This is a genomic window from Chryseobacterium ginsenosidimutans (assembly GCF_024807225.1).
Classification (GTDB): Bacteria; Bacteroidota; Bacteroidia; order Flavobacteriales; family Weeksellaceae; genus Chryseobacterium; species Chryseobacterium ginsenosidimutans.
In genome coordinates this window covers 3,009,821-3,032,193 of record NZ_JANUCO010000001.1, presented here as the reverse complement: position 1 = coordinate 3,032,193, position 22,373 = coordinate 3,009,821, and the positions used below count along the sequence as shown (strand labels likewise).

At 34.8% G+C, this 22,373-nt stretch carries 24 protein-coding genes and 1 pseudogene; 23 read left to right on the top strand and 2 right to left on the bottom strand.

The features are described from left to right. Positions 1-81: 81 nt before the first annotated feature. The gene (locus J3D55_RS14290; RefSeq protein ID WP_259132128.1) at positions 82-726 is read left to right on the top strand and encodes an OmpW family outer membrane protein; all 645 of its coding nucleotides are present in this window, start codon (positions 82-84) and stop codon (positions 724-726) included. A gap of 83 nt (positions 727-809) precedes the next feature. Here J3D55_RS14290 and J3D55_RS14285 read toward each other — a convergent pair whose 3' ends face one another. Continuing rightward, positions 810-1,082, bottom strand: a complete 273-nt coding sequence (locus J3D55_RS14285; RefSeq protein ID WP_259132126.1) for a TM2 domain-containing protein — start codon at positions 1,080-1,082, stop codon at positions 810-812. Between the two features lie 38 nt (positions 1,083-1,120). Then, the gene (gene ffh / locus J3D55_RS14280) at positions 1,121-2,482 is read right to left on the bottom strand and encodes a signal recognition particle protein (RefSeq protein ID WP_259132124.1); all 1,362 of its coding nucleotides are present in this window, start codon (positions 2,480-2,482) and stop codon (positions 1,121-1,123) included. 302 nt (positions 2,483-2,784) lie between these two features. Here ffh and J3D55_RS14275 point away from each other — a divergent pair, with 302 nt between their 5' ends. From J3D55_RS14275 to J3D55_RS14170, 22 genes and pseudogenes are all read left to right on the top strand, one after another. Continuing rightward, entirely contained in the window at positions 2,785-3,057 is a 273-nt protein-coding gene (locus tag J3D55_RS14275; RefSeq protein ID WP_259132122.1) for a hypothetical protein, read from the top strand. A gap of 53 nt (positions 3,058-3,110) precedes the next feature. Next, positions 3,111-4,214, top strand: coding sequence for a F0F1 ATP synthase subunit A (atpB, locus tag J3D55_RS14270; protein WP_259132120.1), 1,104 nt, complete (start codon positions 3,111-3,113; stop codon positions 4,212-4,214). Between the two features lie 46 nt (positions 4,215-4,260). Continuing rightward, complete coding sequence (atpE, locus tag J3D55_RS14265; protein ID WP_259132118.1) at positions 4,261-4,455, top strand: ATP synthase F0 subunit C; 195 nt, start codon at positions 4,261-4,263, stop codon at positions 4,453-4,455. 87 nt (positions 4,456-4,542) lie between these two features. Beyond that, entirely contained in the window at positions 4,543-5,040 is a 498-nt protein-coding gene (gene atpF / locus J3D55_RS14260) for a F0F1 ATP synthase subunit B (protein WP_259132116.1), read from the top strand. 1 nt (position 5,041) lies between these two features. Beyond that, positions 5,042-5,581 (top strand): ATP synthase F1 subunit delta, encoded by a 540-nt coding sequence (gene atpH, locus J3D55_RS14255; RefSeq protein ID WP_259132114.1) that lies wholly within the window; start codon positions 5,042-5,044, stop codon positions 5,579-5,581. A gap of 13 nt (positions 5,582-5,594) precedes the next feature. Continuing rightward, positions 5,595-6,032 (top strand): hypothetical protein, encoded by a 438-nt coding sequence (locus J3D55_RS14250; protein ID WP_259132112.1) that lies wholly within the window; start codon positions 5,595-5,597, stop codon positions 6,030-6,032. Positions 6,033-6,081: 49 nt separating this feature from the next. After that, positions 6,082-7,659 (top strand): F0F1 ATP synthase subunit alpha, encoded by a 1,578-nt coding sequence (atpA, locus tag J3D55_RS14245; protein WP_259132110.1) that lies wholly within the window; start codon positions 6,082-6,084, stop codon positions 7,657-7,659. 85 nt (positions 7,660-7,744) lie between these two features. Next, positions 7,745-8,614 (top strand): ATP synthase F1 subunit gamma, encoded by an 870-nt coding sequence (atpG, locus tag J3D55_RS14240; RefSeq protein ID WP_259132108.1) that lies wholly within the window; start codon positions 7,745-7,747, stop codon positions 8,612-8,614. 101 nt (positions 8,615-8,715) lie between these two features. After that, positions 8,716-10,075 (top strand): annotated as a pseudogene (locus tag J3D55_RS14235) (hemolysin family protein). Between the two features lie 22 nt (positions 10,076-10,097). Further along, positions 10,098-10,403: an ATP-dependent Clp protease adaptor ClpS gene (locus J3D55_RS14230; RefSeq protein ID WP_259132106.1), complete on the top strand. Its 306-nt coding sequence runs from the start codon at positions 10,098-10,100 to the stop codon at positions 10,401-10,403. A gap of 136 nt (positions 10,404-10,539) precedes the next feature. After that, complete coding sequence (locus tag J3D55_RS14225; RefSeq protein ID WP_259132104.1) at positions 10,540-12,387, top strand: T9SS type A sorting domain-containing protein; 1,848 nt, start codon at positions 10,540-10,542, stop codon at positions 12,385-12,387. Between the two features lie 131 nt (positions 12,388-12,518). Further along, positions 12,519-13,130 (top strand): uridine kinase, encoded by a 612-nt coding sequence (udk, locus tag J3D55_RS14220; protein WP_259132102.1) that lies wholly within the window; start codon positions 12,519-12,521, stop codon positions 13,128-13,130. 5 nt (positions 13,131-13,135) lie between these two features. Then, complete coding sequence (locus J3D55_RS14215; protein WP_259132100.1) at positions 13,136-13,492, top strand: FtsB family cell division protein; 357 nt, start codon at positions 13,136-13,138, stop codon at positions 13,490-13,492. A gap of 100 nt (positions 13,493-13,592) precedes the next feature. After that, positions 13,593-14,744, top strand: coding sequence for a methylmalonyl-CoA mutase family protein (locus J3D55_RS14210; protein ID WP_259132098.1), 1,152 nt, complete (start codon positions 13,593-13,595; stop codon positions 14,742-14,744). Then, on the top strand, positions 14,744-15,184 hold the full coding sequence (locus J3D55_RS14205; protein ID WP_259132096.1) for a DinB family protein: 441 nt from the start codon (positions 14,744-14,746) through the stop codon (positions 15,182-15,184). Before J3D55_RS14210 ends, J3D55_RS14205 begins: the two co-directional genes overlap by 1 nt. 162 nt (positions 15,185-15,346) lie before the next feature. Further along, positions 15,347-16,555, top strand: a complete 1,209-nt coding sequence (locus J3D55_RS14200) for a class I SAM-dependent methyltransferase (RefSeq protein ID WP_259132094.1) — start codon at positions 15,347-15,349, stop codon at positions 16,553-16,555. A 123-nt stretch (positions 16,556-16,678) separates the two neighbouring features. Further along, on the top strand, positions 16,679-16,957 hold the full coding sequence (locus J3D55_RS14195) for a hypothetical protein (RefSeq protein ID WP_259132092.1): 279 nt from the start codon (positions 16,679-16,681) through the stop codon (positions 16,955-16,957). Positions 16,958-17,365: 408 nt separating this feature from the next. After that, the gene (locus tag J3D55_RS14190; RefSeq protein ID WP_259132091.1) at positions 17,366-18,745 is read left to right on the top strand and encodes a dipeptidase; all 1,380 of its coding nucleotides are present in this window, start codon (positions 17,366-17,368) and stop codon (positions 18,743-18,745) included. A gap of 155 nt (positions 18,746-18,900) precedes the next feature. Then, positions 18,901-19,608 carry an SDR family oxidoreductase gene (locus J3D55_RS14185; RefSeq protein ID WP_259132089.1) on the top strand — a complete coding sequence of 236 codons (708 nt, stop codon included), beginning with the start codon at positions 18,901-18,903 and terminating at the stop codon, positions 19,606-19,608. A 150-nt stretch (positions 19,609-19,758) separates the two neighbouring features. Continuing rightward, positions 19,759-20,505, top strand: a complete 747-nt coding sequence (locus J3D55_RS14180) for an electron transfer flavoprotein subunit beta/FixA family protein (RefSeq protein ID WP_047401879.1) — start codon at positions 19,759-19,761, stop codon at positions 20,503-20,505. A gap of 137 nt (positions 20,506-20,642) precedes the next feature. Beyond that, complete coding sequence (locus tag J3D55_RS14175) at positions 20,643-21,596, top strand: electron transfer flavoprotein subunit alpha/FixB family protein (RefSeq protein WP_259132086.1); 954 nt, start codon at positions 20,643-20,645, stop codon at positions 21,594-21,596. A 176-nt stretch (positions 21,597-21,772) separates the two neighbouring features. Beyond that, the gene (locus J3D55_RS14170; protein WP_259132084.1) at positions 21,773-22,372 is read left to right on the top strand and encodes a bifunctional nuclease family protein; all 600 of its coding nucleotides are present in this window, start codon (positions 21,773-21,775) and stop codon (positions 22,370-22,372) included. The last annotated feature ends 1 nt before the right edge of the window (position 22,373 follow it).

The window sequence follows — 22,373 nt, the reverse complement described above, 5'->3', positions numbered from 1 at the left end:
TATTATGTTTAAAAAAGTCCTAAGTTTACTTAGGGCTTTTTATGCTTATAAAAACAATTTCAAATTTTTAAATAAATAACTATGAAAAAATTATTATTAGCCGGTGCAGTTGCACTTTTCGGTTTATCTAATGCTCAAATGACTAAAGGTGACTGGGTAATCAGTGGAAACACAGGTCTTGGTTTCAATGCGACAAGTTCTAAAATTAAAGCCAACGGACAGTCTGAAGACGGACCAAAAATCAGCAGCTTTTCTGTTACTCCTTCTGTAGGTTATTTCGTAATCAATGGGTTGGCTGTAGGAATCGATTTAGGATTTAACAGTACTACAACAAAGCAAGATGGAGATAAGATGACTTATTCTACATTTTCTGTAATGCCAACTGGAACTTATTACTTCAACACAGGAGGTAAATTCTTCCCATTTGTAGGAGCTGGTGTTGGTTATGCGTCAACTAAAACAAAATATAGTTTTTCTAGCTCCGTCTATGATTCTTTGCTTTTCTCTGGGGATGCAACAGAAGATGGTTTAGCATGGAAAGCTAAAGCTGGGGTAACTTTTATGGCTACTCAATCTTTAGGGATTAATTTAGGCGTTGGGTTTGATCAGTATTATACAAAAGATACTTATAATAACATAGAGGTTAAAACAACAAGAAATAACTTCGGTGTAAACGTAGGTTTCTCTTATTTCATCAAAGCTAAAGCTCAGAAAGGAGATAAATAATTCAATTTATTTAGCATAAAAAGCAAAAAATCCGACTCAAATTGAGTCGGATTTTATATTTTAAATTTAGCAAAAATTCTGTCTTAGAACCATTCTTTTTGGTTTTGAACATACGTTCTGTCAAATTCTTCATCTGATTTTGTAAGGTAAATAATGCCTTCAATTAAACCAATAATACCTACAAGTCCGCATGTTACTATTCCTAAAACTAATTGGATGATTCCGGCTTTAGTATACCCTAAATAAAATTTGTGAACTCCAAATGTTCCAATTAAAATTGCCAGAATACCTGCTGTTACTTTCTTTTCAGACCTATAAGGTTGATTGTAGTTTTCTTGTTTTTCGTTAATTTCCATGATAATATTTTTTTTGTAATCGTTTTTTTTTTGGTGTGTTATTTGCCCATCATTCCGCCCATTCCAGGCATATTTGGCATTTTGCTCATCATCTGCATCATTTGTTTTCCTTGAGGTCCCTGCATCATCTTCATCATTTTACCCATTTGGTCGAATTGCTTCATCAATTGGTTTACATCTTCCACTTTTCTACCTGCGCCTTTTGCAATTCTGCTTTTTCTCTGCGTATTGATAATAGAAGGTCTTCTTCTTTCATCCGGAGTCATAGAATAGATAATCGCTTCAATATGTTTAAAGGCATCATCGCTGATCTCAACATCTTTGATCGCTTTTCCAACTCCCGGAATCATCCCCATCAAATCTTTCATGTTACCCATTTTTTTGATTTGATTGATCTGTTTTAAGAAATCATCAAAACCAAACTCGTTTTTGGCGATTTTCTTGTGAAGTTTTTTCGCTTCTTCTTCGTCAAACTGCTCTTGAGCTCTTTCTACTAAAGAAACAACGTCTCCCATTCCCAAGATTCTGTCTGCCATCCTTTCTGGGTAGAAAAGATCCAAAGCTTCCATTTTCTCTCCTGTAGAAATAAATTTGATTGGTTTTTCTACAACCGAACGAATCGTTAAAGCTGCTCCACCACGGGTATCACCATCTAATTTCGTAAGAACAACTCCGTCAAAATTCAAAGTATCGTTGAAGGCTTTTGCCGTATTTACCGCATCCTGACCAGTCATTGAGTCTACTACGAATAGTGTTTCGTCTGGTTTAATGGTGGTATGAACGGTTTTAATCTCGTTCATCATGTGCTCATCAATCGCCAAACGACCTGCCGTATCCACAATCACGACATCATGACCGTTTGATTTTGCAAAAGCAATGGCGTTTGCAGCAATCGTAGAAGGGTTTGTAGAACCTTCTTCCGTGAAAACGGGAACCCCGATTTGTCCGCCTAAAACCTTAAGCTGATCGATCGCAGCAGGACGATAAATGTCACACGCTACCAAAAGAGGTTTTTTATTTCTTTTTGTCTTTAAATAATTAGCCAGTTTTCCAGAGAAAGTAGTCTTACCAGAACCTTGAAGACCTGCAATAAGAATCACAGAGGGTTTCCCTGAAAGGTTAATTCCTTCCTGAGAACCTCCCATTAAACCTACTAATTCATCATGAACAATTTTCGTCATCAATTGTCCCGGAGTAAGCGAGGTAAGAACGTTTTCTCCCAAAGCTTTATCCTGAACTCTTTTCGTAAGATCTTTTGCAACTTTATAATTAACATCGGCATCTACCAACGCTCTACGAATCTCTTTTACGGTTTCCGCAACATTGATTTCCGTGATTTTTCCTCTTCCGGAAATATTATGAAGTGCTTTGTCTAATTTATCCTGTAAACTATTAAACATATGTATTGTAAATTATAGGTTTGCAAAAATAGTGATTTTTTGGTATAATTAAAGACTTCAACACGTAATATTATATATAAGGTATAAATTCTTTGAGATGATAAAAATCAAATCGTGTAAAAATACGATAGAAAAAGTCTATTTTTGCGATAAATTAAAATAAGCCTAATTAATGTTAGGTAAAAATAAATTTAATAATGAAGGCAAATCCCAATATTCTGGTTACAATATTGTTTTTTTTAACATTTCTGATTCATTTCTCTTTGTGGAAATTTGTTTTTCATTTGGATGAAATTGTGATCGTGAAATTTTATTTATTCTTAAGCGTCATGTTTATGATGATGATTACTATGATCATTTTAATTAATAGAGTAGCCCCAGCGTTTTTAGGATTGGCTGTAATTGGTTTAATTCTTTTAAAATTCGGTTTAATGTATTTAATTAAAGAAAAATTAAACTTTGAAGCTATTCCAGGGTACAAATTTCACTTTGTAATACCTTATTTTGTCCTGACAACGCTGCTTACATACTATGCGATTAAGCTGATTAATCATGACAAAAAACAGGAAAATTAATTATTGAAACTAGAAAAAAAATTATATTTTTGCACAACGAAAAAAACCTATCAATGTTTAAGAAATTCGCAGTTTTATTCTACAGTATTTTTGTATTAAACCTAGTGTCTGCACAGCACGCTGAAGCTACTGCCGAGGCAGGTCCTGCTACAACGGTGCTTTCAGAGGAAGATAAAATAAGTAATGAAAACAAAGAGTACATCGATCACCATATTTTAGATGCACACGATTTTACATTGATGGTGGATAAAGAGGGTCATCATATTGGTTTTCCTCTTCCGGTTATTTTTTATGATAACGGTATTCACGCTTTCATGAGTGATAGCAAAGAAGGTTTTATGCACGGAGAAGTTACTGAAGTTGATGGTTCTTACTACAAATTGCACCATGAGAAAATTTTCAAAACTGATGCTTCTGGAGAATTGAAGCACGGTGAAGATGATTTCCCAACGAATGAAATGCCTTTAGATCTTTCGATCACGAAAAGTGTATTTATTATGTTGTTGACTGCAATCTTTATGTTGGTGTTATTTATAGGAGTAGCAAAATCTTATAAAAAATCTCAGATTCCTACAGGTGCTACGAAATTTTTAGAGCCTTTAGTAATTTTTGTAAGAGACGAGATTGCTATCCCGAATATCGGACATAAATATAAAAGATTTATGGGGTATCTTTTAACGGTATTCTTCTTCATCTTATTCTTAAACGTATTAGGATTAATGCCTTTCGGAATCAATGTAACAGGTAATATTACGCTGACATTCTTCTTGGCTATCCTTACCTATTTAATCACTACATTTTCTGCAAACAAAGATTATTGGAAACACATCTTCTGGATGCCGGGAGTTCCTGTACCAATGAAAATAATCATGTTGCCAATCGAATTATTAGGAACGATCACTAAGCCTTTCGCATTGATGATCCGTCTTTTTGCAAACATGACAGCAGGACACATCGTAGTAATGAGTTTGATCGGATTGATCTACGTATTTAAGAATGTTGTTGCAGGTGTTGCATTCCCATTCTTAACGTTAGTGATTTATTTATTGGAAGTATTGGTTGCTCTTCTGCAAGCTTATATCTTTACAATGTTATCAGCTTTGTTCATTGGAATGGCGGTACAAGAGCACGAGCATGAACATCATGCTGCTCACTAATTGAAAATTAAATTAATAAGAAACAAATTTTTTAAAATTATATATTATGGAAATCCCTAAAATTGTAGGTGCTGGTATCGTAGTACTAGGTGTAGGTATCGGTCTTGGTAAAATCGGAGCTGCTGCTCTTGAAGCTATCGCTAGACAACCTGAGCAATCTGGAAAAATCCAAACAGCTATGCTTATCGCTGCTGCACTTGTTGAAGGTGTTGCGTTTGCTGCTCTATTCGCAGTAAAGTAATTAAAACAAAAGCCACTATCCGTAACGGTTGGTTACAGATAGTGGTTATTTAAGAAAAAAAGTAATAATTATTTATACATTAATATAATGGAATTAATTCATCAGTTTTCATCAGGATTATTTATTATCCAGTCTGTTATTTTTCTAGCCCTGTTATTTTTGCTAGGTAAATTTGCTTGGAAACCTATTTTAAAATCTATTAATGATAGAGAAACTTCTATTGTTGATGCTCTTAACCAGGCTACATTAGCTAGAAAAGAGATGGAAACTTTAAAAGAGGATAACGAAAGAATCATTCGTGAAGCGAAAATCGAAAGAGATGCTATCCTTAAAGAAGCTAGAGAAATTAAAGATAGAATCGTAGGTGAAGCTAAAGATGTTGCTAAATCTGAAGGAGATAAATTGATCGAAGCTGCTAAGCAGACTATCAATGCTGAGAAAAATGCTGCAATGTCAGAGATCAAAACTCAAATTGGTGCTTTATCTGTAAACATTGCAGAATCTATCTTGAAACAAAAGCTTGATAACAGCGAAGCTCAAAACGAATTAGTTCAAAATTATTTAAATAAATCAAACCTTAACTAGAATGCTTACATCTAAAGTAGCTAAAAGATACGCACAAGGTTTACTTGATTTTACTAATGAATCAGGGCAAACGGCTACTGTATTTTCTGAAATGAAAGATGTAGTAAAGATTATGATTGAATCTCAGGATTTAAACAAATTTTTCCTTACACCATACATCGATTCTAAAAAGAAAGTAGAAGTAGCAAGTGAGATTTTTAAAGGGTTGTCACAATCTTCTCAGAATTTGATTACTTTGGTTATCAAACACGGTCGTGAAAATCAATTAAAAAATATCGCTCAGGAATTTATCAACAAAGTTGAAGACATCAATGGAGTACAGAGAATTACTCTTACCACAGCGACTCAGCTTTCGAAAGAAAATCTTGATCAGATTTTAAGATCTACAAACCTGGTAAATACAAACTCAAACTTTGATATCAATGTAATTGTAAAACCTGAAATTTTAGGGGGTTACATTTTAAGAGTTGGAGACCAGCAAGTAGATGCATCTGTAAAGTCTAAGCTTAATAGTATTAAAAAAGATTTTCAATTAAACTAAAAAACACACAAGGATGAAAAAAGTTTTATTTGGTTTTGCATTGATAATTGCATCTTTAACTTTTGGACAAAAAGTTAAACTTAAAGATGATATAGCTTTAGTTGACGGAAAAGAATATATAAAGGTTGTCGAAGATAAAGCAGTAAAACACAACTTTAAATTAATGACTTTAGAAGGAAAGAATATTGGATATGTAAAATATACATACTATCAAGATTCTAAAGCTGTAGAAAAAACTAACCCAGAGGGATATGTAAGTTATTTTGAAGTGGTTTCTAGTGATTTAAATACAAGCTATTTTGAAACTTTTAGTAGCATAAAAGAAGTTGTTAAAATATTATATAATTCTGATATCTTAGATAAAGATTCAAATATAAATTCAACTGAACTTGAAGCTCTTTCAAAGAAAATAGGATTTGAATTTTCAAGAAGAAGAGAGAATAGTTATTAATAACTATTTCAATTTTATTACAAATTAAAAAAGAAAAAACAACCATACAATGGCAGAAATAAATCCGGCAGAAGTATCTGCGATCTTAAAACAGCAATTGGCCAACTTCGATACTCAATCAAACGTTGAGGAAGTAGGTACAGTTTTAACCATCGGTGATGGTATTGCTCGTGTATACGGGTTAGAAAACGTACAATACGGAGAGTTGGTGAAATTTTCTAGTGATGTAGAAGGTATTGTACTAAACCTTGAAGAAGACAACGTAGGTGTTGCTCTACTTGGGGAAAGTAAATTAGTAAGAGAAGGAGATACCGTAAAAAGAACAAATAGAATCTCTTCTATCAAAGTAGGAGAAGGTATGTTGGGTAGAGTAGTTGATACTCTTGGTAATCCTATCGATGGTAAAGGTCCTATTACTGGGGATTTATACGAAATGCCATTGGAAAGAAAAGCTCCTGGAGTTATCTTCAGACAACCCGTAACTGAGCCTTTACAGACAGGTATCGTTGCGATTGACTCTATGATCCCTGTAGGAAGAGGACAGAGAGAGCTTATCATTGGTGACAGACAGACAGGTAAAACTACTGTTGCGATCGATACGATCATCAACCAAAAAGAATTTTTTGATGCAGGAAATCCTGTATATTGTATATATGTTGCTATCGGGCAAAAAGCGTCTACAGTAGCACAAATCGTTAAAACTCTTTCTGATAAAGGAGCTTTAGCATATACTGTAATCGTTGCAGCTAACGCATCAGATCCAGTTCCAATGCAGGTATATTCTGCAATGGCAGGTGCATCTATCGGTGAGTTCTTCAGAGACACTGGTAGACCGGCATTGATCATTTATGATGATTTATCCAAACAAGCGGTTGCTTACCGTGAGCTTTCTCTACTATTGAGAAGACCACCGGGTCGTGAGGCTTATCCTGGAGACGTTTTCTATCTTCACTCAAGATTATTGGAAAGAGCTGCAAAAGTTATCGCTGATGATAAAATTGCTAGCCAGATGAACGATTTACCTGAGTCTTTAAGACCTCTTGTAAAAGGAGGAGGTTCGTTAACGGCACTTCCGATTATCGAAACTCAGGCAGGTGACGTTTCTGCGTATATCCCGACAAACGTAATCTCTATTACAGACGGACAGATCTTCTTGGAGTCTGATTTGTTCAACTCAGGGGTTCGTCCTGCGATCAACGTTGGTATCTCTGTATCGAGAGTAGGAGGTAACGCTCAGATCAAATCAATGAAAAAAGTTTCTGGTACGCTTAAGTTAGACCAGGCTCAATATAAAGAATTGGAAGCGTTTGCTAAATTCGGTTCAGACCTTGATGCTTCTACTTTAGCAGTGATCTCTAAAGGTGAAAGAAACGTAGAATTGTTGAAGCAACCAGTAAATTCTCCACTTCCTGTTGATAGCCAAGTTGCTATGATCTATGCAGGTACAGAGAACTTAATGAGAAACGTTCCTATCAAGAAAGTAAAAGAATTCCAAATCGAATACATCGCATTCTTAAGATCTAAGCACCCTGAAACGATGGCTGCTCTTAAAGCTGGGAAAATCGATGATTCTATCACAAGTGTTCTTAAGCAGGCTGCTAATGATTTAGCTTCTAAATATAACTAAAAATTAGTTGATGGTTTTTGGTTGATAGTTGACAGAATTTTCTAAAACTAGCAACCAACAACCGACAACCAACAACTAACCAAATATGGCAAACTTAAAAGAAATACGAGGAAGAATCAGTTCAATTTCATCTACGATGCAGATTACACGTGCTATGAAAATGGTTTCGGCAGCGAAACTAAAAAAAGCACAAGATGCCATCGTAATGTTAAGACCTTATTCTGAAAAACTACAGGAGATCATCCAGAATGTAAATTCTAGTTCAGATCCTGATCAGGTTTCTATTTATGCTCAAAAAAGAGAAGTTAAAAGAGTACTTTTCATTGCTGTAACTTCAAACAGAGGTTTGGCGGGTGCATTTAACTCGAATATCGTAAAAGAGCTTAATATTCAGTTTCAAAATAATGCTCAATACGAGGTTGAAGTTCTTTCAATCGGTAAAAAAGCATATGATGCTGTAAGAAGAACTCGTACAGTATATTCAAATGAAAGCGCCGTTTTTGATAATCTGAATTTTGATGCAGTTGCTAATCTTACGGAAGCGGTAATGGCAAGCTTTAAAGAAGGTAAATTTGACGAAGTATATGTTATTTACAACAAATTCGTTAATGCTGCTACTCAGGAAGTTACCACAGAACAACTTCTTCCTATTACCATGGCTGAAGTAGATTCTACACAACCTCAGGTAGAAACAGATTATATTTTTGAACCAAATAGAGCGGAAATCTTAGATAATTTGATCCCTAAATCTATTAAAACTCAGGTTTTCAAAGCTGTTTTAGATTCTGTAGCGTCTGAGCACGGTGCGAGAATGACAGCAATGCACAAAGCAACCGACAATGCACAGGAATTGAAGAATGACCTAGTTATCTTCTACAACAAAGCAAGACAGGCGGCTATTACAAACGAAATCTTAGAAATCGTTTCAGGTGCAGAAGCCTTGAAAAATTCGTAAAGAATTATTTTTAACATAATATTAAAGCATCGATCTACTCGATGCTTTTTTTGTTATTTTTATTTTATATATCTTTGTATCAATAAATTTATAACTTCTAAATGGACTCGGACATAGTCAGGCTTTTACTAGCCGTATTTCTTGTATTATTAAATGGCTTTTTCGTAGCCGCAGAATTTTCAATTGTTAAAGTTCGTTATTCACAAATCCAGTTAAAAGCAGCCGAAGGTAACTCTATGGCAAAGCAGGCAGAACACATCATCAAACATCTTGATGAGTATCTTTCTGCAACGCAACTTGGGATTACTTTAGCATCTCTTGCCCTTGGTTGGGTCGGAGAAAGCGCTCTTCATCACGTAGTTGAAAGTATTTTCCATTCTTTGAATGTGGAAATGGCTCAGACAACGATTACCACAATTTCGGTGGTTACAAGTTTTGTATTAATTACTGTTATGCATATTGTATTTGGTGAGCTTATTCCTAAATCGATAGCCATCAGAAAATCGGAAGCAACGACAATGGCGACGGCAGTTTCCGTTGAGAGTTTTTTATACGGTCTTCAAGCCATTTATCTGGTTGATGAATCTAATGTCGAATACTTTTTTAAGATTAATAAAAATTCATCCCGCTTCCGAGCAGGAGATTCACTCTACAGAAGAGCTTCAGTTGTTGGTAAAACAAAGTGCGGACAGCGGAGAAATTGAAGAAGAAAATTACGAAATCATTAAAAATGCGTTTGATTTTACAGATCACTCCGCAAAACAGATCATGGTTCCCCGTCAAAACATCACATCGATTGATTTTGAGGAAGATATCACTGTAATTATCAATAAAATTATGGATAGCGGTTATTCGCGTATTCCCGTTTATATTGATTCTATTGATAATGTAATCGGTATTTTATATACGAAAGAAATTATCAGAGAATTCGTCAGAAGAAAAGGAGAACTTTATCATGACGATTTAAAAGAATTAATGCGTGATGCATTTTTTGTTGTCGGAAGTAAGAAAATTTCAGATTTGCTGAAGACTTTCCAGCAGAAAAAGCAGCATTTGGCGATTGTAATTGACGAATTTGGCGGTACGGAAGGTATTATCACTCTTGAAGATATTTTAGAAGAATTGGTAGGCGAAATTCAGGATGAAGAGGATGATGAAGAAAAAATCGTTGATAAAATAGGTCATAATACTTATTGGGTTCAGGCAACGCAGCCTTTGGATGAGATTAATGAATTTTTACCTAAAAAATTATCTCTTTCAGAAGAAAGCGAGTACAATTCACTGGCAGGTTTCATTCTTCATGCTTTGGAAGATATTCCGGAAGAAAATCAGGAATTCGACCTTGAAAATTATCATTTTAAGATTTTAAAAATGAATAATAAGAGTGTAGAATTGGTAGAGCTGGTTTATGACGAACCCAATATGATCAATGATCTTGCAGACAAAATAGGAGAAGTTTAATAAGTCTTAAACAATATTTAAAATGATTTTTTATAACAGTATAAAAGATTACGAAGATCCGAAACGTCAGTACGAAGAAGAAGTTCTTGTTTTAGACGATACGGACGAAATTTACAAATTGGTCTTACATAATGATGATATTCATACCTTCGATTATGTAATTGATTCTTTAATCGAGGTTTGTAAACATACCTTAGAACAAGCCGAACAATGCACCATGTTGGTACATTACAAAGGCAAATGCACCGTAAAAACAGGCTCGATAGATATTCTGAAACCGATGCATGATAAATTAATTTCAAGGCAATTAACAAGCGAAATAGTATAATTGAAGCTCCGACAATAGTTGGAGCTTTTTTATTGATAATTGATTTTAAGTTTTTTTTAATGTTTTTTAAAATTAAGTTAATATTTCATAAATGTTTGTTATATTAGCAAGATTAATATCAAAAAAACCAATTAATATGAAATTAAAAATTAATTCTTTAATTCTTGGCTGTGTATTATCGTGCTCTGCATTGATGGGTCAGGAATCTTCTTTAGAAACACCCGCCAGAAAATGGATCACAGAAAATTCAATCAATCTGGGTGTTCAGAATTTTAGCCAATTTAAACTCAACTTTGTAAGAAAAGGAGGTTCTGGAGAAACATTACGTTTTCAGCAGATGATGAAAGACATTCCTGTTTTCCAGTCCGAACTGGTAATTCATTTTAATAAAAATGGAGGGATTTCTTATACATCTACAGAAAGCTTTAAAAAGGATATAAAAGAAATTAGTGTAGCTCCTTCGTTTGCGGCTTCTAATGCCCTTGCAAAAGCGCACCAAGCGTCACACACGAAAGGAAGAATCACCCGTGAAGAAAATAAACTGTATGTATATCTTACAGAATCCGGAGATACAAAATTGGTATATCGAGTTTTAACAAGCTCTTTCGAAAATCCGGGAAGCTGGGAAACGATTATAGATGCACAGACAGGAGAAGTAATAAGCGTTAAAGATGTGGCATATTACTATAAAGAAAAAGAAAAAAATCCTGCAAATCCTAAAAAGAAGTCAAATAAAAATAATACTAAAGCTAAAAAAGGTTTAGTTTCAGGTTCAGGATATATTTTCAATCCGGATCCGCTTTCTAAAATGCAGGTTGCCTATGCAGGACAATATGTGGATAATAATGACGCCACCAATGCAAGTTTAGATGCAGCCAGAACATTGGTTACGATTCCTGAGCTGGATTTAACGGCAGGAGTTTACAAATTAAAAGGCTCTTACGCAGAAATCAAAGATCTTGAAACACCTTCTACAGGTCTTTTCACACAAGCTACCGATCAGTTTTTATTTAATAGAAATGATCAGGCATTTGAAGCTGTAAATGCGTATTGGCATGTCGATAACAACTTACGTTATATTAACGAAACATTAGGTATCGATTGCAGACCATTAACCAATTCAGGGATTTTGTGGTTTGATCCACATGGTTTGGACGGTGATGATAATTCTTATTATACCAACGGACAGCTGGTTTTCGGAGAAGGAGGAGTAGATGATGCCGAAGATGCCGATGTTGTTTTGCATGAATTGGGACACGGAGTTCATGATTGGCTTACCAACGGAAGTTTATCTCAAGTTCAGGGATTAAGCGAAGGTTGTGGAGATTATTGGGCGCAATCGTACAGCAGAAGCCTGAATCAGTGGCCTACATCTGCACCGGCTTACAACTGGATGTTCAGTTGGGATGGGCATAATGAATATTGGTCGGGTAGAATTACCAATTATACGGTTTTATATCCGGGTTCCGGAGCAATCCATACAAGAGGGCAGATTTGGGCATCGGCTTTGATGAGAATCTATGATAAAATAGGTAAAGCAAAGACCGACAGAGCATTTTTGGAAGGATTGAGCATGACCAGTTCAACTACAAATCAACAAAGTGCAGCTATTGCCGTAAGACAGGCTGCAATCGATATGTTGGGAACATTCGGGTTTACTTGTGCTGATATTACTCAGATGACACAGGAATTTACAGCGGCAGGTTACGTTTTACCGGCTTATAGCTGTGTTTTGGCTGTTGATGAAGCGGTGAAAAAAGATCTTATCGCTATTTATCCGAATCCTGTTTCTGATATTTTAAATATCTCCATGAAAATCAATAAAGAAGAAAAAGTAGAAATCTACAATATGGAAGGAAGAAGAGTAATGGAAACAACGGTTGGAAACGGAAGAAATACAATTAATGTCTCACATTTACAGCTTGGAGATTATATTTTAAGAATAAAAGGCTTAGAATTTTCTACAAAATTTATTAAAAAATAAAATGTAACTCAAAATATAAATCCGGTGTTTAGGCATCGGATTTTTTTTATTGGAAGAAATTCAGCTTTCATTATTTTACTTGCATTGAACTAAAATAGTATATTTGTAAAAACTATAAAGAAACAAAAAGAATGCTTGTAATAGGAATTGCAGGAGGTACAGGATCTGGCAAAACTACGGTTGTTGATAAGATCATTCAACAGCTTGATGTAGAAGGAATGAATATCCTTTCTCAGGATAATTATTATCATGATAATCATAATCTTACGTTGACGGAAAGAGAAGCTTTAAACTACGATCACCCAAAGTCTATCGATTTTGATTTATTGATAAAACATGTAAAAGCGTTAAAAAATAATGAGCCGATAGAGCAGCCGATTTACAGCTTTGTTACCCATTCCAGAACCGGAGATCACGTAACTGTAGAGCCTAGAAATGTATTGGTGGTAGAAGGAATTTTGGTTCTTACCAACAAAGAATTACTAAAGGAGTTTGATCTGAAAGTGTTTGTACATGCAGATTCCGACGAAAGATTGATCCGAAGAATCCGGAGAGATACTCAGGACAGAGGAAGAGATTTGGGAGAAGTTTTGCACCGTTATCAGACGACTTTGAAGCCAATGCATCAGGAATTTATTGAGCCTTCAAAAAATGAAGCGGATCTTATTATCCCCAATATGAGGCAGAATTCCGTAGCGATTGATTTTTTAACTACCGTTATTAAAAATTCGTTGAGAAAATAGTAAAAATGAAAGAAAACAAACTTATTAAAGACATCCAGCCAAAGTCTGAAACCTTGAAAGTTATTCAAACCTATGTTTTGAATAAATACACAATTACGATCTGTATGTTTCTGATCTGGATGATTTTCTTTGATAAAACTTCGTTTTTGGTAATTAATGAACTGAATGGTGAAATTAGCAAATACGAAGAACAACTTCAATATTATAAAACGGAATACGAAAAAAATGACACGTTTTATAAAAAATTGATGAACAGCAAATCTGAAAAAGAAAAATACGCAAGAGAAAACTATTTTATGAAAAAACCGGATGAAGAGATCTTCATTTTGGTCGTAGATAGTACAAATGTTGCCAAAAAATAATTAAAAAGTTAATTGTCAATTTGCTTTGCTGTCAATTTTTCTGAAAGATTCACTTGCGAAGTTAAATTTTCGATTTACACTTACAAATAATCTATCATCCATGTCAAATACAACCTGGGAAACTTTAGTAAAAAAACAACTTAAAACCGAAGATATTTATTCGATTCTGAAGAAAGAAAATTTAGAAGGAATTGATGTAAAACCTTTTTATGATTCGGTTCAGAAACCTTTGGTAAACCTGCCGAAAATCGAGGAAAGTACTCATTTGGTGGCAAGATATCACGAAAGTTTGGAAGAGGATGTATTTGCGTTTATTGTGGATCATAATGTAGAACATCTGGAACAGAAAACCATTTTCATTAATAATGTAGATTTGGCAGGACACATCAGCCCGAAAGAAGAAGACCAGTATTTTTCGTTAATTGATGTTTTTGATGAAAAAGATGCTACAATTAATGACCAATTGGTTAAAGAATTATTAGCAAAAGAGTTTAAAAGAAACATTTGTGTAGATATTTCTCTTCACCAAAATGCCGGAGCTGCGATTTACCAGCAATTAGGAATTGCGTTGGCAAAAACGAAAGAATTAGTAGAAGTTTACGGCTCTGAAATTGTAAATAAACTGATTTTTAAAATTGCCATCGGAGGAAATTATTTCTTTGAAACAGCAAAACTGAGAGCTTTTAAAATCGTTTTCAATCAACTTTCAAAAGAATATAATTTAGACGAAATTCCATATATTTTTGCTGAAACTTCTTTGAGAAATAAGGCAGTTTCTGATAGTGAAAATAACCTGATCCGCTCGACCTTGGAATTGGCTTCTGCAATGATTGGCGGAGCTGATGCGGTTTTCAGTAACAATTATATTGTTAACGGAACGACGGATATTTCGGAAGAAATTTCTTTTAAACAACAAATCGTTTTAGCCTACGAAAGTATCATCAATGTCTTTGAAGATGCATCAAACGGAAGTTATTACGTGGAAGATATTACACAGCAGATTGCAGAAAAATCTTGGGCTTTGTTCGTTGAAATCGAAGAAGCAGGAGGTTATCTTGAACTTTTAAAGCAAGGAATAATCCAGAAAAAAATCTACGATCAGGCTGTTGAAGAACAAAAATGGGTAGAAGAAGGAAAAATAAAGCTGATCGGCGTTAATTTATATCCAAAGTTAGACGTTAAAAAGTCTGTTGAAGAATTGTATAACGAAAAGGAATTAAAAGCCGTTCGTTGGGCTGAAATGTTTGAATAATGAAAGACAAAATGGTTGATTTATTTGAATACACCTATCATTTCAACAAAGAAATGATTAAGGTTATTTCTGAAAACCTTGAAAAAGTTAATGAGAAAACAATCAGCTTAATCAATCATACGTTGAATGCTCAGCAAGTCTGGAATTCAAGAGTTTTAGGCGAAAAATCTTTCGAAGTTTGGCAGATTAATCCTTTTGAGAATCTAAACGAAATCAATCATCAAAATTTCCAGAAAAGTATTGAGATTATCGAAAACTCTGATTTGGATCAAAGAATTGAATATCAAAATTCGAGAGGAACAAAGTTCGAAAACAGTGTTTTTGAAATGCTTTTTCAGGCGATCAATCATTCAACCTATCACCGCGGACAAATCAATTCTCTCCTGAAACAAAACGGCATTGATCCTGTATTGACGGATTATATTTTTTATAAAAGATAGTTTCTAATAAATTTGTAAAGATGCTTCGAGAGCCTCAGCATGACATTTCTAATACTAACTGTTTCTATTTGTAGTGTAATCATGCTGAAAACATCCTTCGAGAATCATCGTAGTATTTCTAATAGTAAGTGGTTTTATTTACAGTAAATTTGTAGCGTTGTCATGCTGAGGCTCTCGAAGCATTTCCATGAGCAAACACTACTTGTAATTCAAGAAAAATCTGTGGTTAAAGAAGTTTTAAAAGAAGAAATTCAAAAATACATCAACGCAAATCTAAACGCAGATCTGCACTCACTTCTATTAAAAAAATCTCCATTTCCAGAAGTTTCCATACAGGAAATTGTTCAACAAATTAAAGGAAAGCAAGTAGCACAAAAAAAGTTTCCGTTTTTATTGAAGGAAGGAATCATTTTTCCACCGCAATTGAATTTAGAACAATCTTCATCCGAAAAAACGGCAATTTACAAATCAGAAATTTTAAAAGGAAAAAAGTTTATTGATTTAACGAGCGGTTTCGGGATTGACGCTTACTACTTATCTCAAAATTTTGAGGATGTAACACTTGTAGAACAAAATTCTGATCTTTTAGAAATTGTTGAACATAATTGGAATACTCTTGATAAAAAAGCAAAATTCATCAATCAGAAACTGGAAGATTTTTTAAATGAAAATCAAGAGACTTTTGATGTCATTTACCTTGATCCCGCCCGAAGAGACAATAATAAAAATAAAGTCTTTTTGCTGGAAGATTTATCACCCAATATTATCGAAATACAGGAAAAACTACTTTCTATTTCAAACGAAGTGGTGATAAAACTGTCACCTTTAATCGATTTAAAATATCTGATTTCAGTGTTGCAGAATGTGGTAAGAATTGAAATTATTGCTGTTAAAAATGATGTAAAAGAAGTTGTCGTTTTCCTATCAAATGAAAATTCGAAGGATATTATTTGCCATTGCGTGAACCTTGAAAGTGGAGAATCGAATTTTAATTTTACGTTTGGAGAAGAAGAAAATGCTCATGCAGAATATGCTGAACCTGAAAAATTCATTTATATTCCCAATAATCCGATTTTAAAGGCGGGAATTTTTAATTTAATTTCAGAAAAATTTCAATTAAAAAAACTTCATCCGAATTCCCATTTTTATACTTCAAATGAAAAACTCAACGATTTCCCCGGAAGGATTTTTGAAATGGAAACGATTGATGCTAAGCAGATTAAAAAGAAAAGTCAGTTTAATATTATTTCAAAAAACTATCCTTTAAAACCGGAAGAAATCAAGAAAAAATATGGTTTAAAAGATGGTGGAGAAAGCTATCTTATTTTTACACAATCCAAAAAAGGTAAAATAATATTAAAATCAGTATAAAAATGTTGCTGAAAAAAATAGGAATCCTTAATTTTGGGCAATCAAAAATTGAAACGTGAAATCGCTTGCTGTTAAAATAACGATCATGCGATTCCATATGACCTTAAAAAATAAATTCTACATATGAAAAAATTAGTTATATGTTTAGCCCTTGCGACTGTTGCTGTAAGCTGTAAAAAAATTCAGGCTGGAGGAAATAAGAATACTTTGAAACTTGAAGAAGGAATCGAAAGATATTCTGATGATCCACAAGGCGGAGCAGAAGCTCACGGTCACGAAGCTGCGGCAGAACATAAAGAGGAAGCAACTGCCGAAAAGCACGGGGAAGAAGCTCCAAAAGCAGATAGCGCGAAAGCTGCTGCAAAACCGGCGGAAGAGCATACTCCAAAAGCTGAACACTAATTAATTAGTACAATATAAAAAATGTCTCGCAGTAATGTGAGACATTTTTTTTGGAGCTTTATCCCGCTTTCCGCACTCGCTATTTTGTGGATGTATCGGCGCGGCGGCTTTGCCGCCGCGCCGATACATCCACAAAATGAGCTCAAACAAATGCTCCAATCGGGGCTAGGAATTTGCGACTGTTACAAAAAATCAAACCTTCAAGGTTTTTAAAACCTTGAAGGTTTACAATATTAGAAAAAATACAAAATAACCAAAGCAAAAATTAACACCTTCATCAAATCAAAGGATGTGATTACCGATACAATCAGCTTAAAATCTACATAATGATAAACCTGAGGAAAATTATATGATTTTGTTTGTTCCTGCGGGGCAATTTTTTTACTTTTAACAAAATAAAATTTTACAATGCAAGAGACATTAAATTACATCAACGAAAACAAACAACGTTTCGTAGATGAATTATTTGAATTATTGAGAATTCCTTCTATTTCTGCAGATCCTGCCTATAAAAATGACGTATTGAAATGTGCGGATGTTGTAGCAGAATACCTTAAAAATGCAGGTGCCGATCATGTAGAAATTTGTCAGACAAAGGGATATCCTATCGTTTATGGGGATAAAATTTTAGATAAAAGCTTACCAACGGTTTTGGTTTATGGGCATTACGATGTTCAGCCTGCAGATCCATTAGAATTATGGACAAAACCTCCTTTCGAACCTTATATTGAGAAAACCGAGCTTCATCCTGAAGGAGCCATTTTCGCAAGAGGTTCAGCAGATGATAAAGGACAGTTTTTCATGCATTTAAAGGCTTTTGAAGCAATGATGAAGACAAACTCTCTTCCTTGTAATGTTAAATTTATTTTGGAAGGAGAAGAGGAAGTTGGTTCTGTAAGCTTAGGAGATTTTGTTAATGAAAATAAAGAGAAATTATCTTGCGACTGTATTTTAATTTCCGATACTCATATTTATAGCAACGAACAACCGACTGTTACAACAGGTTTAAGAGGTTTAAGCTATGTAGAAGTTGAAATTGAAGGTCCAAACAGAGATTTACACTCCGGACTTTACGGTGGAGCAGTTCCAAACCCGATTCATGTGCTTTCAAGAATGATTGCTAAATTGATCGATGAAGACGGACATATCACAATCGACGGGTTCTACGACAATGTAGAAGCTGTTTCTGATGCCGACAGAGCAGATATGAATAAGTTGAAAGACAATCCTGAAGAGTTCAAAAAATCGATCGGATTAAGCGGAGTAGAAGGTGAAAAAGGCTACACAACCCTTGAAAGAACATCTATTCGCCCAACATTGGACTGCAACGGAATTTGGGGCGGTTACACAGGAGAAGGGGCAAAAACAGTGATTCCTTCTAAGGCTTCTGCTAAAATCTCTATGCGTTTGGTTCCTTATCAGACTCCGGAAGAAATTACAGAAAAATTTACAAAATATTTTGAGAAAATCGCTCCGGATAATGTAAAAGTGAAGGTTACACCACATCACGGAGGAATGCCTTATGTTTTACCAACAGATACAAAAGAGTTCTTAGCAGCAAAACAAGCGATGGAAACAGCTTTCGGAAAAGAAGTTCTTCCTTACAGAGGAGGCGGAAGTATTCCTATTACCGCGATGTTTGAGCAGGTTTTAGGAGCTAAATCCGTTTTAATGGGCTTCGGATTAGATTCTGATGCGATTCACTCTCCTAATGAACATTACGGATTATTCAATTTCTATAAGGGAATTGAGAGTATTCCTTTGTTTTTTGAGAATTACTCGAAATAATTTGAAATTATAAAATGCCCTTATTTTAGGGCATTTTTTTGTTATATGAATGTTTTCCATCTTAATATAAATGACTGATAAGTGATAAATCTTAGTATGAACAAACCATTTTTATTGATAGGTTTTATTTATTTTAGAGAATTAAAATTAATCTTATGTTAGAAAGTAAAGTGGCATATATAACAGGCGGAACGAAAGGTGTCGGTTTCGGGATTGCTAAAATTTTGCTTGAAAATGGGGTTTCGGTTGCATTTTCAGGGAGAAAAAGAGATGATGTGGAAAAAACCGAACAAGAATTAAAACGATATTCTGAAAATGTTTTAGGAATTGTGTCTGATGTAAAAAGTCTTGAAAGCGAAGAAGAAGCCGTAAAATATATCAAAGAGAAATTCGGAAGGCTAGATTTTGTTATTGCCAATGCAGGTTTGGGGATTTTCAAACCGGTAGACCAATTGTCTGCAGAAGAATGGAATGATATGATCGAGACCAATTTAACGGGAGTTTTCTATACTTTAAAAGCATCAGTAGAAGAATTGAAAAAAACGGAAGGATATTATATTACCATTTCAAGTTTGGCAGGTGCGAATTTCTTCGAAAACGGAACAGGTTATAACGCCTCAAAATTCGGTGTTGTTGGTTTCACGCAGGCTGCGATGATCGATTTAAGGAAATATAATATTAAAGCAACGGTAATTATGCCCGGTTCTGTAGCGACAAACTTTAACGGAAATACGCCTTCGGAAAAGGATGACTGGAAGATTCAGCCGGAAGATATGGGAAATCTGGTTTTGGATATTTTAAAAATGAATCCGAGAGTTTTACCCAGTAAGATTGAATTTAGGGCAACAAAACCAGCACGTTAAATACATCTAATGCGTTGAATAGTAAATTAATAAGTATTATGCATGCATAATATATTTTTTATTTATATTAGCGAAAATTAATTAAAACTAAATCTCTGTATAAAATCCCCTAATTTTTATACGAATAGAGAAACAATAAATATAGTACACATGAAAATATTAGTTTGTATAAGTAGTGTTCCGGATACTACTTCCAAAATTAACTTTACGGCAGACAAATCTGCTTTCGACAAAAACGGAATTCAGTGGGTAATCAACCCGTTAGATGAATTTGCGTTGACAAAAGCGATTAAACTTCAGGAGTCTCAAGGTGCTACTGTAACGGTAATCAACGTAGGTGATGCTGTTACTGAGCCTGTTGTAAGAAAAGCATTGGCAATCGGTGCAAATGATGCGGTAAGAGTAAATTTGGATCCTAAAGACAGTTATTCTACAGCAAAAGAAATCGCTGCTGTTGCTCAAAACGGTGGTTACGACTTAATTCTTTGTGGTAAAGAATCTATCGATTACAATGGTGGTTCTGTTCCGGGAATGGTGGCTCAGTTGTTGAATCAGCCTTTCGTAAATGCGTCTGTAGGTTTAGATGTAAACGGAAACGAAGCGACTGCTGTAAGAGAAATTGAAGGTGGTAAAGAAACTATTTCTGTAAAATTACCGGCTGTAATTGCTGGTCAGAAAGGATTGGTAGACGAAAAAGATTTAATTATTCCAAACATGAGAGGGATTATGTCTGCAAGAACAAAACCTTTGCAGGTTGTAGAGCCTACTTCTTCTGAGGTGAAAGTGCAGGGAGTTTCTTATGACAGCGTTCCACCAAGAGCTGCTGTGAAATTGGTTTCTCCGGATAATTTGGATGAATTGGTAAGATTACTTCACGAAGAAGCTAAAGTTATCTAATAAACACAGACAACGAGATAATAGAAAAATAGTAATAGAAACGAGGTGCAAAGAGAGTAAGTCTCATATCTCAAATCTTTTTTATTAAAGTCTATCATCTATCCGTCTATTATCTTTAATATTTAAAAATCAAAAAAATGGCAGTATTCGTATACGCAGAAAATATAAACGGAGTTTACAAAAAAGCGGCTTTCGAGGCAGTTGCTTATGCTAAAGCTATTGCAGATCAAGCTGGTGAAACAGTGATTGCGATCTCTGTAAACCCTACAGATTCTTCAGATTTATTGTATAAATATGGAGCATCAAATGTAATCAATATCAAAGACGAAGGTCTTAAAAGCTTCTCAGCTAAAGCTTATGCTCAGGCTGTAAGTGAAGTGACGAATGGCGGTGGCGGTGTTATCGTTTTCCCTCACACAACAGACGCTTCATCTATCGCTCCGATGTTGTCTATTATGAACGGACATTCTTTAATTACCAATGCTATTGCTGCTCCGGAAAGCCTTTCTCCATTCCAGGTGAAAAGAAGATCTTTCTCAGGAAAAGGTTTTATGCATGCAAAAGCGGAAGGAGCAGGAGTAATCGTTACGGTTTCTCAGAATGCTTTCGGTGTTAAAGAAAATGCAGTAGCTGGTTCTGAAGAAGTGAAAAACTTATCTGTTGCTAATGAAGATACTAAAGTAATTTCTCACGAACAAAGCTCAGGAAAATTAGATCTTAAAGAAGCTGAAATCGTAGTTTCTGCAGGTAGAGGATTGAAAGGTCCTGAAAACTGGGGAATGGTAGAAGAATTGGCAGGTGTTTTAGGTGCTGCTACAGCTTGTTCTAAGCCGGTTTCAGACATCGGTTGGAGACCTCACACAGAACACGTAGGACAGACTGGTAAAGCGATTTCTCCAAATCTTTATATTGCGATCGGTATTTCTGGTGCAATTCAGCATTTGGCGGGAGTGAACTCTTCGAAAACGATTGTTGTAATCAACAGTGATGCTGAAGCTCCGTTCTTCAAATCAGCTGATTATGGAGTAGTAGGAGATGCTTTTCAAATTATCCCTGCATTAACAGAGAAAATTAAAGCTCTTAAAGGATAAAAAAAGTGAATTTGTACTCGTCAATTTGCTTTGTTTGTTTGAATTTAAAATTCAATTGAGAAGCAAAACTAACGACGAAGTTGATTCACAATTCATACATAAAAGCCCCTTTTCGGGCTTTTATTTTTGTCTAAAAGTAAATCCTACAATAAAAAAATTAATTTATATTTGTAGTCATGGATTATAAACAGTTAATTATTCGCGGAATATCGTACAGCCAGACACAATCCGGGGCGTACGCGTTGCTATTGGAACATGAAGAAACACACATAAAATTACCTGTTGTTATAGGAAATTTCGAGGCTCAATCCATTTCTCTAGGTCTGGAGAAAGACATTCATCCGCCTCGTCCTCTTACGCACGATTTATTTACAAAATTTATCGTTTCTGCTAATTATGAGTTGGTCTCTGTGATCATTTATCAGATTGTAGACGGCGTTTTCTTCTCAAATATCAACTTTAAAAATAAAGCCAACGAGGAAGAATTGATCCTTGATGCAAGAACTTCTGATGCTGTGGCAATGGCAGTGAGATTTGATGCTCCTATTTTTACCACTCAGCAAGTCTTAAATGAAGCCGGGATTCTTCTCGAGCTAGAAGATGTGGCCAAAGAAGACCAACCGTTTTCTGAAACGATTCAGGCGGAAGATAGTTTGAAATCTGTTTCTATGGAAGAGCTTCAGAAACTATTGGAAGAAGCCGTAAAAGAAGAAGATTTTGATACTGCCTTGGAAATTCAGGAAGAAATCAAGAGGAGGAAAAAGAAAATTGATTAAA

Excerpts from the sequence above, each read along its gene's own strand:
- atpA (WP_259132110.1), top strand. The coding sequence starts at position 6,082 with ATGGCAGAAATAAATCCGGCAGAAGTATCTGCGATCTTAAAACAGCAA.
- atpG (WP_259132108.1), top strand. The coding sequence starts at position 7,745 with ATGGCAAACTTAAAAGAAATACGAGGAAGAATCAGTTCAATTTCATCT.
- J3D55_RS14170 (WP_259132084.1), top strand. The coding sequence starts at position 21,773 with ATGGATTATAAACAGTTAATTATTCGCGGAATATCGTACAGCCAGACA.
- J3D55_RS14180 (WP_047401879.1), top strand. The coding sequence starts at position 19,759 with ATGAAAATATTAGTTTGTATAAGTAGTGTTCCGGATACTACTTCCAAA.
- J3D55_RS14195 (WP_259132092.1), top strand. The coding sequence starts at position 16,679 with ATGAAAAAATTAGTTATATGTTTAGCCCTTGCGACTGTTGCTGTAAGC.
- J3D55_RS14175 (WP_259132086.1), top strand. The coding sequence starts at position 20,643 with ATGGCAGTATTCGTATACGCAGAAAATATAAACGGAGTTTACAAAAAA.
- J3D55_RS14185 (WP_259132089.1), top strand. The coding sequence starts at position 18,901 with ATGTTAGAAAGTAAAGTGGCATATATAACAGGCGGAACGAAAGGTGTC.
- J3D55_RS14210 (WP_259132098.1), top strand. The coding sequence starts at position 13,593 with ATGTCAAATACAACCTGGGAAACTTTAGTAAAAAAACAACTTAAAACC.
- J3D55_RS14205 (WP_259132096.1), top strand. The coding sequence starts at position 14,744 with ATGAAAGACAAAATGGTTGATTTATTTGAATACACCTATCATTTCAAC.
- J3D55_RS14250 (WP_259132112.1), top strand. The coding sequence starts at position 5,595 with ATGAAAAAAGTTTTATTTGGTTTTGCATTGATAATTGCATCTTTAACT.
- atpH (WP_259132114.1), top strand. The coding sequence starts at position 5,042 with ATGCTTACATCTAAAGTAGCTAAAAGATACGCACAAGGTTTACTTGAT.
- J3D55_RS14230 (WP_259132106.1), top strand. The coding sequence starts at position 10,098 with ATGATTTTTTATAACAGTATAAAAGATTACGAAGATCCGAAACGTCAG.
- J3D55_RS14190 (WP_259132091.1), top strand. The coding sequence starts at position 17,366 with ATGCAAGAGACATTAAATTACATCAACGAAAACAAACAACGTTTCGTA.
- atpF (WP_259132116.1), top strand. The coding sequence starts at position 4,543 with ATGGAATTAATTCATCAGTTTTCATCAGGATTATTTATTATCCAGTCT.
- J3D55_RS14200 (WP_259132094.1), top strand. The coding sequence starts at position 15,347 with ATGCTGAGGCTCTCGAAGCATTTCCATGAGCAAACACTACTTGTAATT.
- ffh (WP_259132124.1), bottom strand. The coding sequence starts at position 2,482 with ATGTTTAATAGTTTACAGGATAAATTAGACAAAGCACTTCATAATATT.
- atpE (WP_259132118.1), top strand. The coding sequence starts at position 4,261 with ATGGAAATCCCTAAAATTGTAGGTGCTGGTATCGTAGTACTAGGTGTA.
- J3D55_RS14225 (WP_259132104.1), top strand. The coding sequence starts at position 10,540 with ATGAAATTAAAAATTAATTCTTTAATTCTTGGCTGTGTATTATCGTGC.
- atpB (WP_259132120.1), top strand. The coding sequence starts at position 3,111 with ATGTTTAAGAAATTCGCAGTTTTATTCTACAGTATTTTTGTATTAAAC.
- J3D55_RS14290 (WP_259132128.1), top strand. The coding sequence starts at position 82 with ATGAAAAAATTATTATTAGCCGGTGCAGTTGCACTTTTCGGTTTATCT.
- udk (WP_259132102.1), top strand. The coding sequence starts at position 12,519 with ATGCTTGTAATAGGAATTGCAGGAGGTACAGGATCTGGCAAAACTACG.
- J3D55_RS14215 (WP_259132100.1), top strand. The coding sequence starts at position 13,136 with ATGAAAGAAAACAAACTTATTAAAGACATCCAGCCAAAGTCTGAAACC.
- J3D55_RS14285 (WP_259132126.1), bottom strand. The coding sequence starts at position 1,082 with ATGGAAATTAACGAAAAACAAGAAAACTACAATCAACCTTATAGGTCT.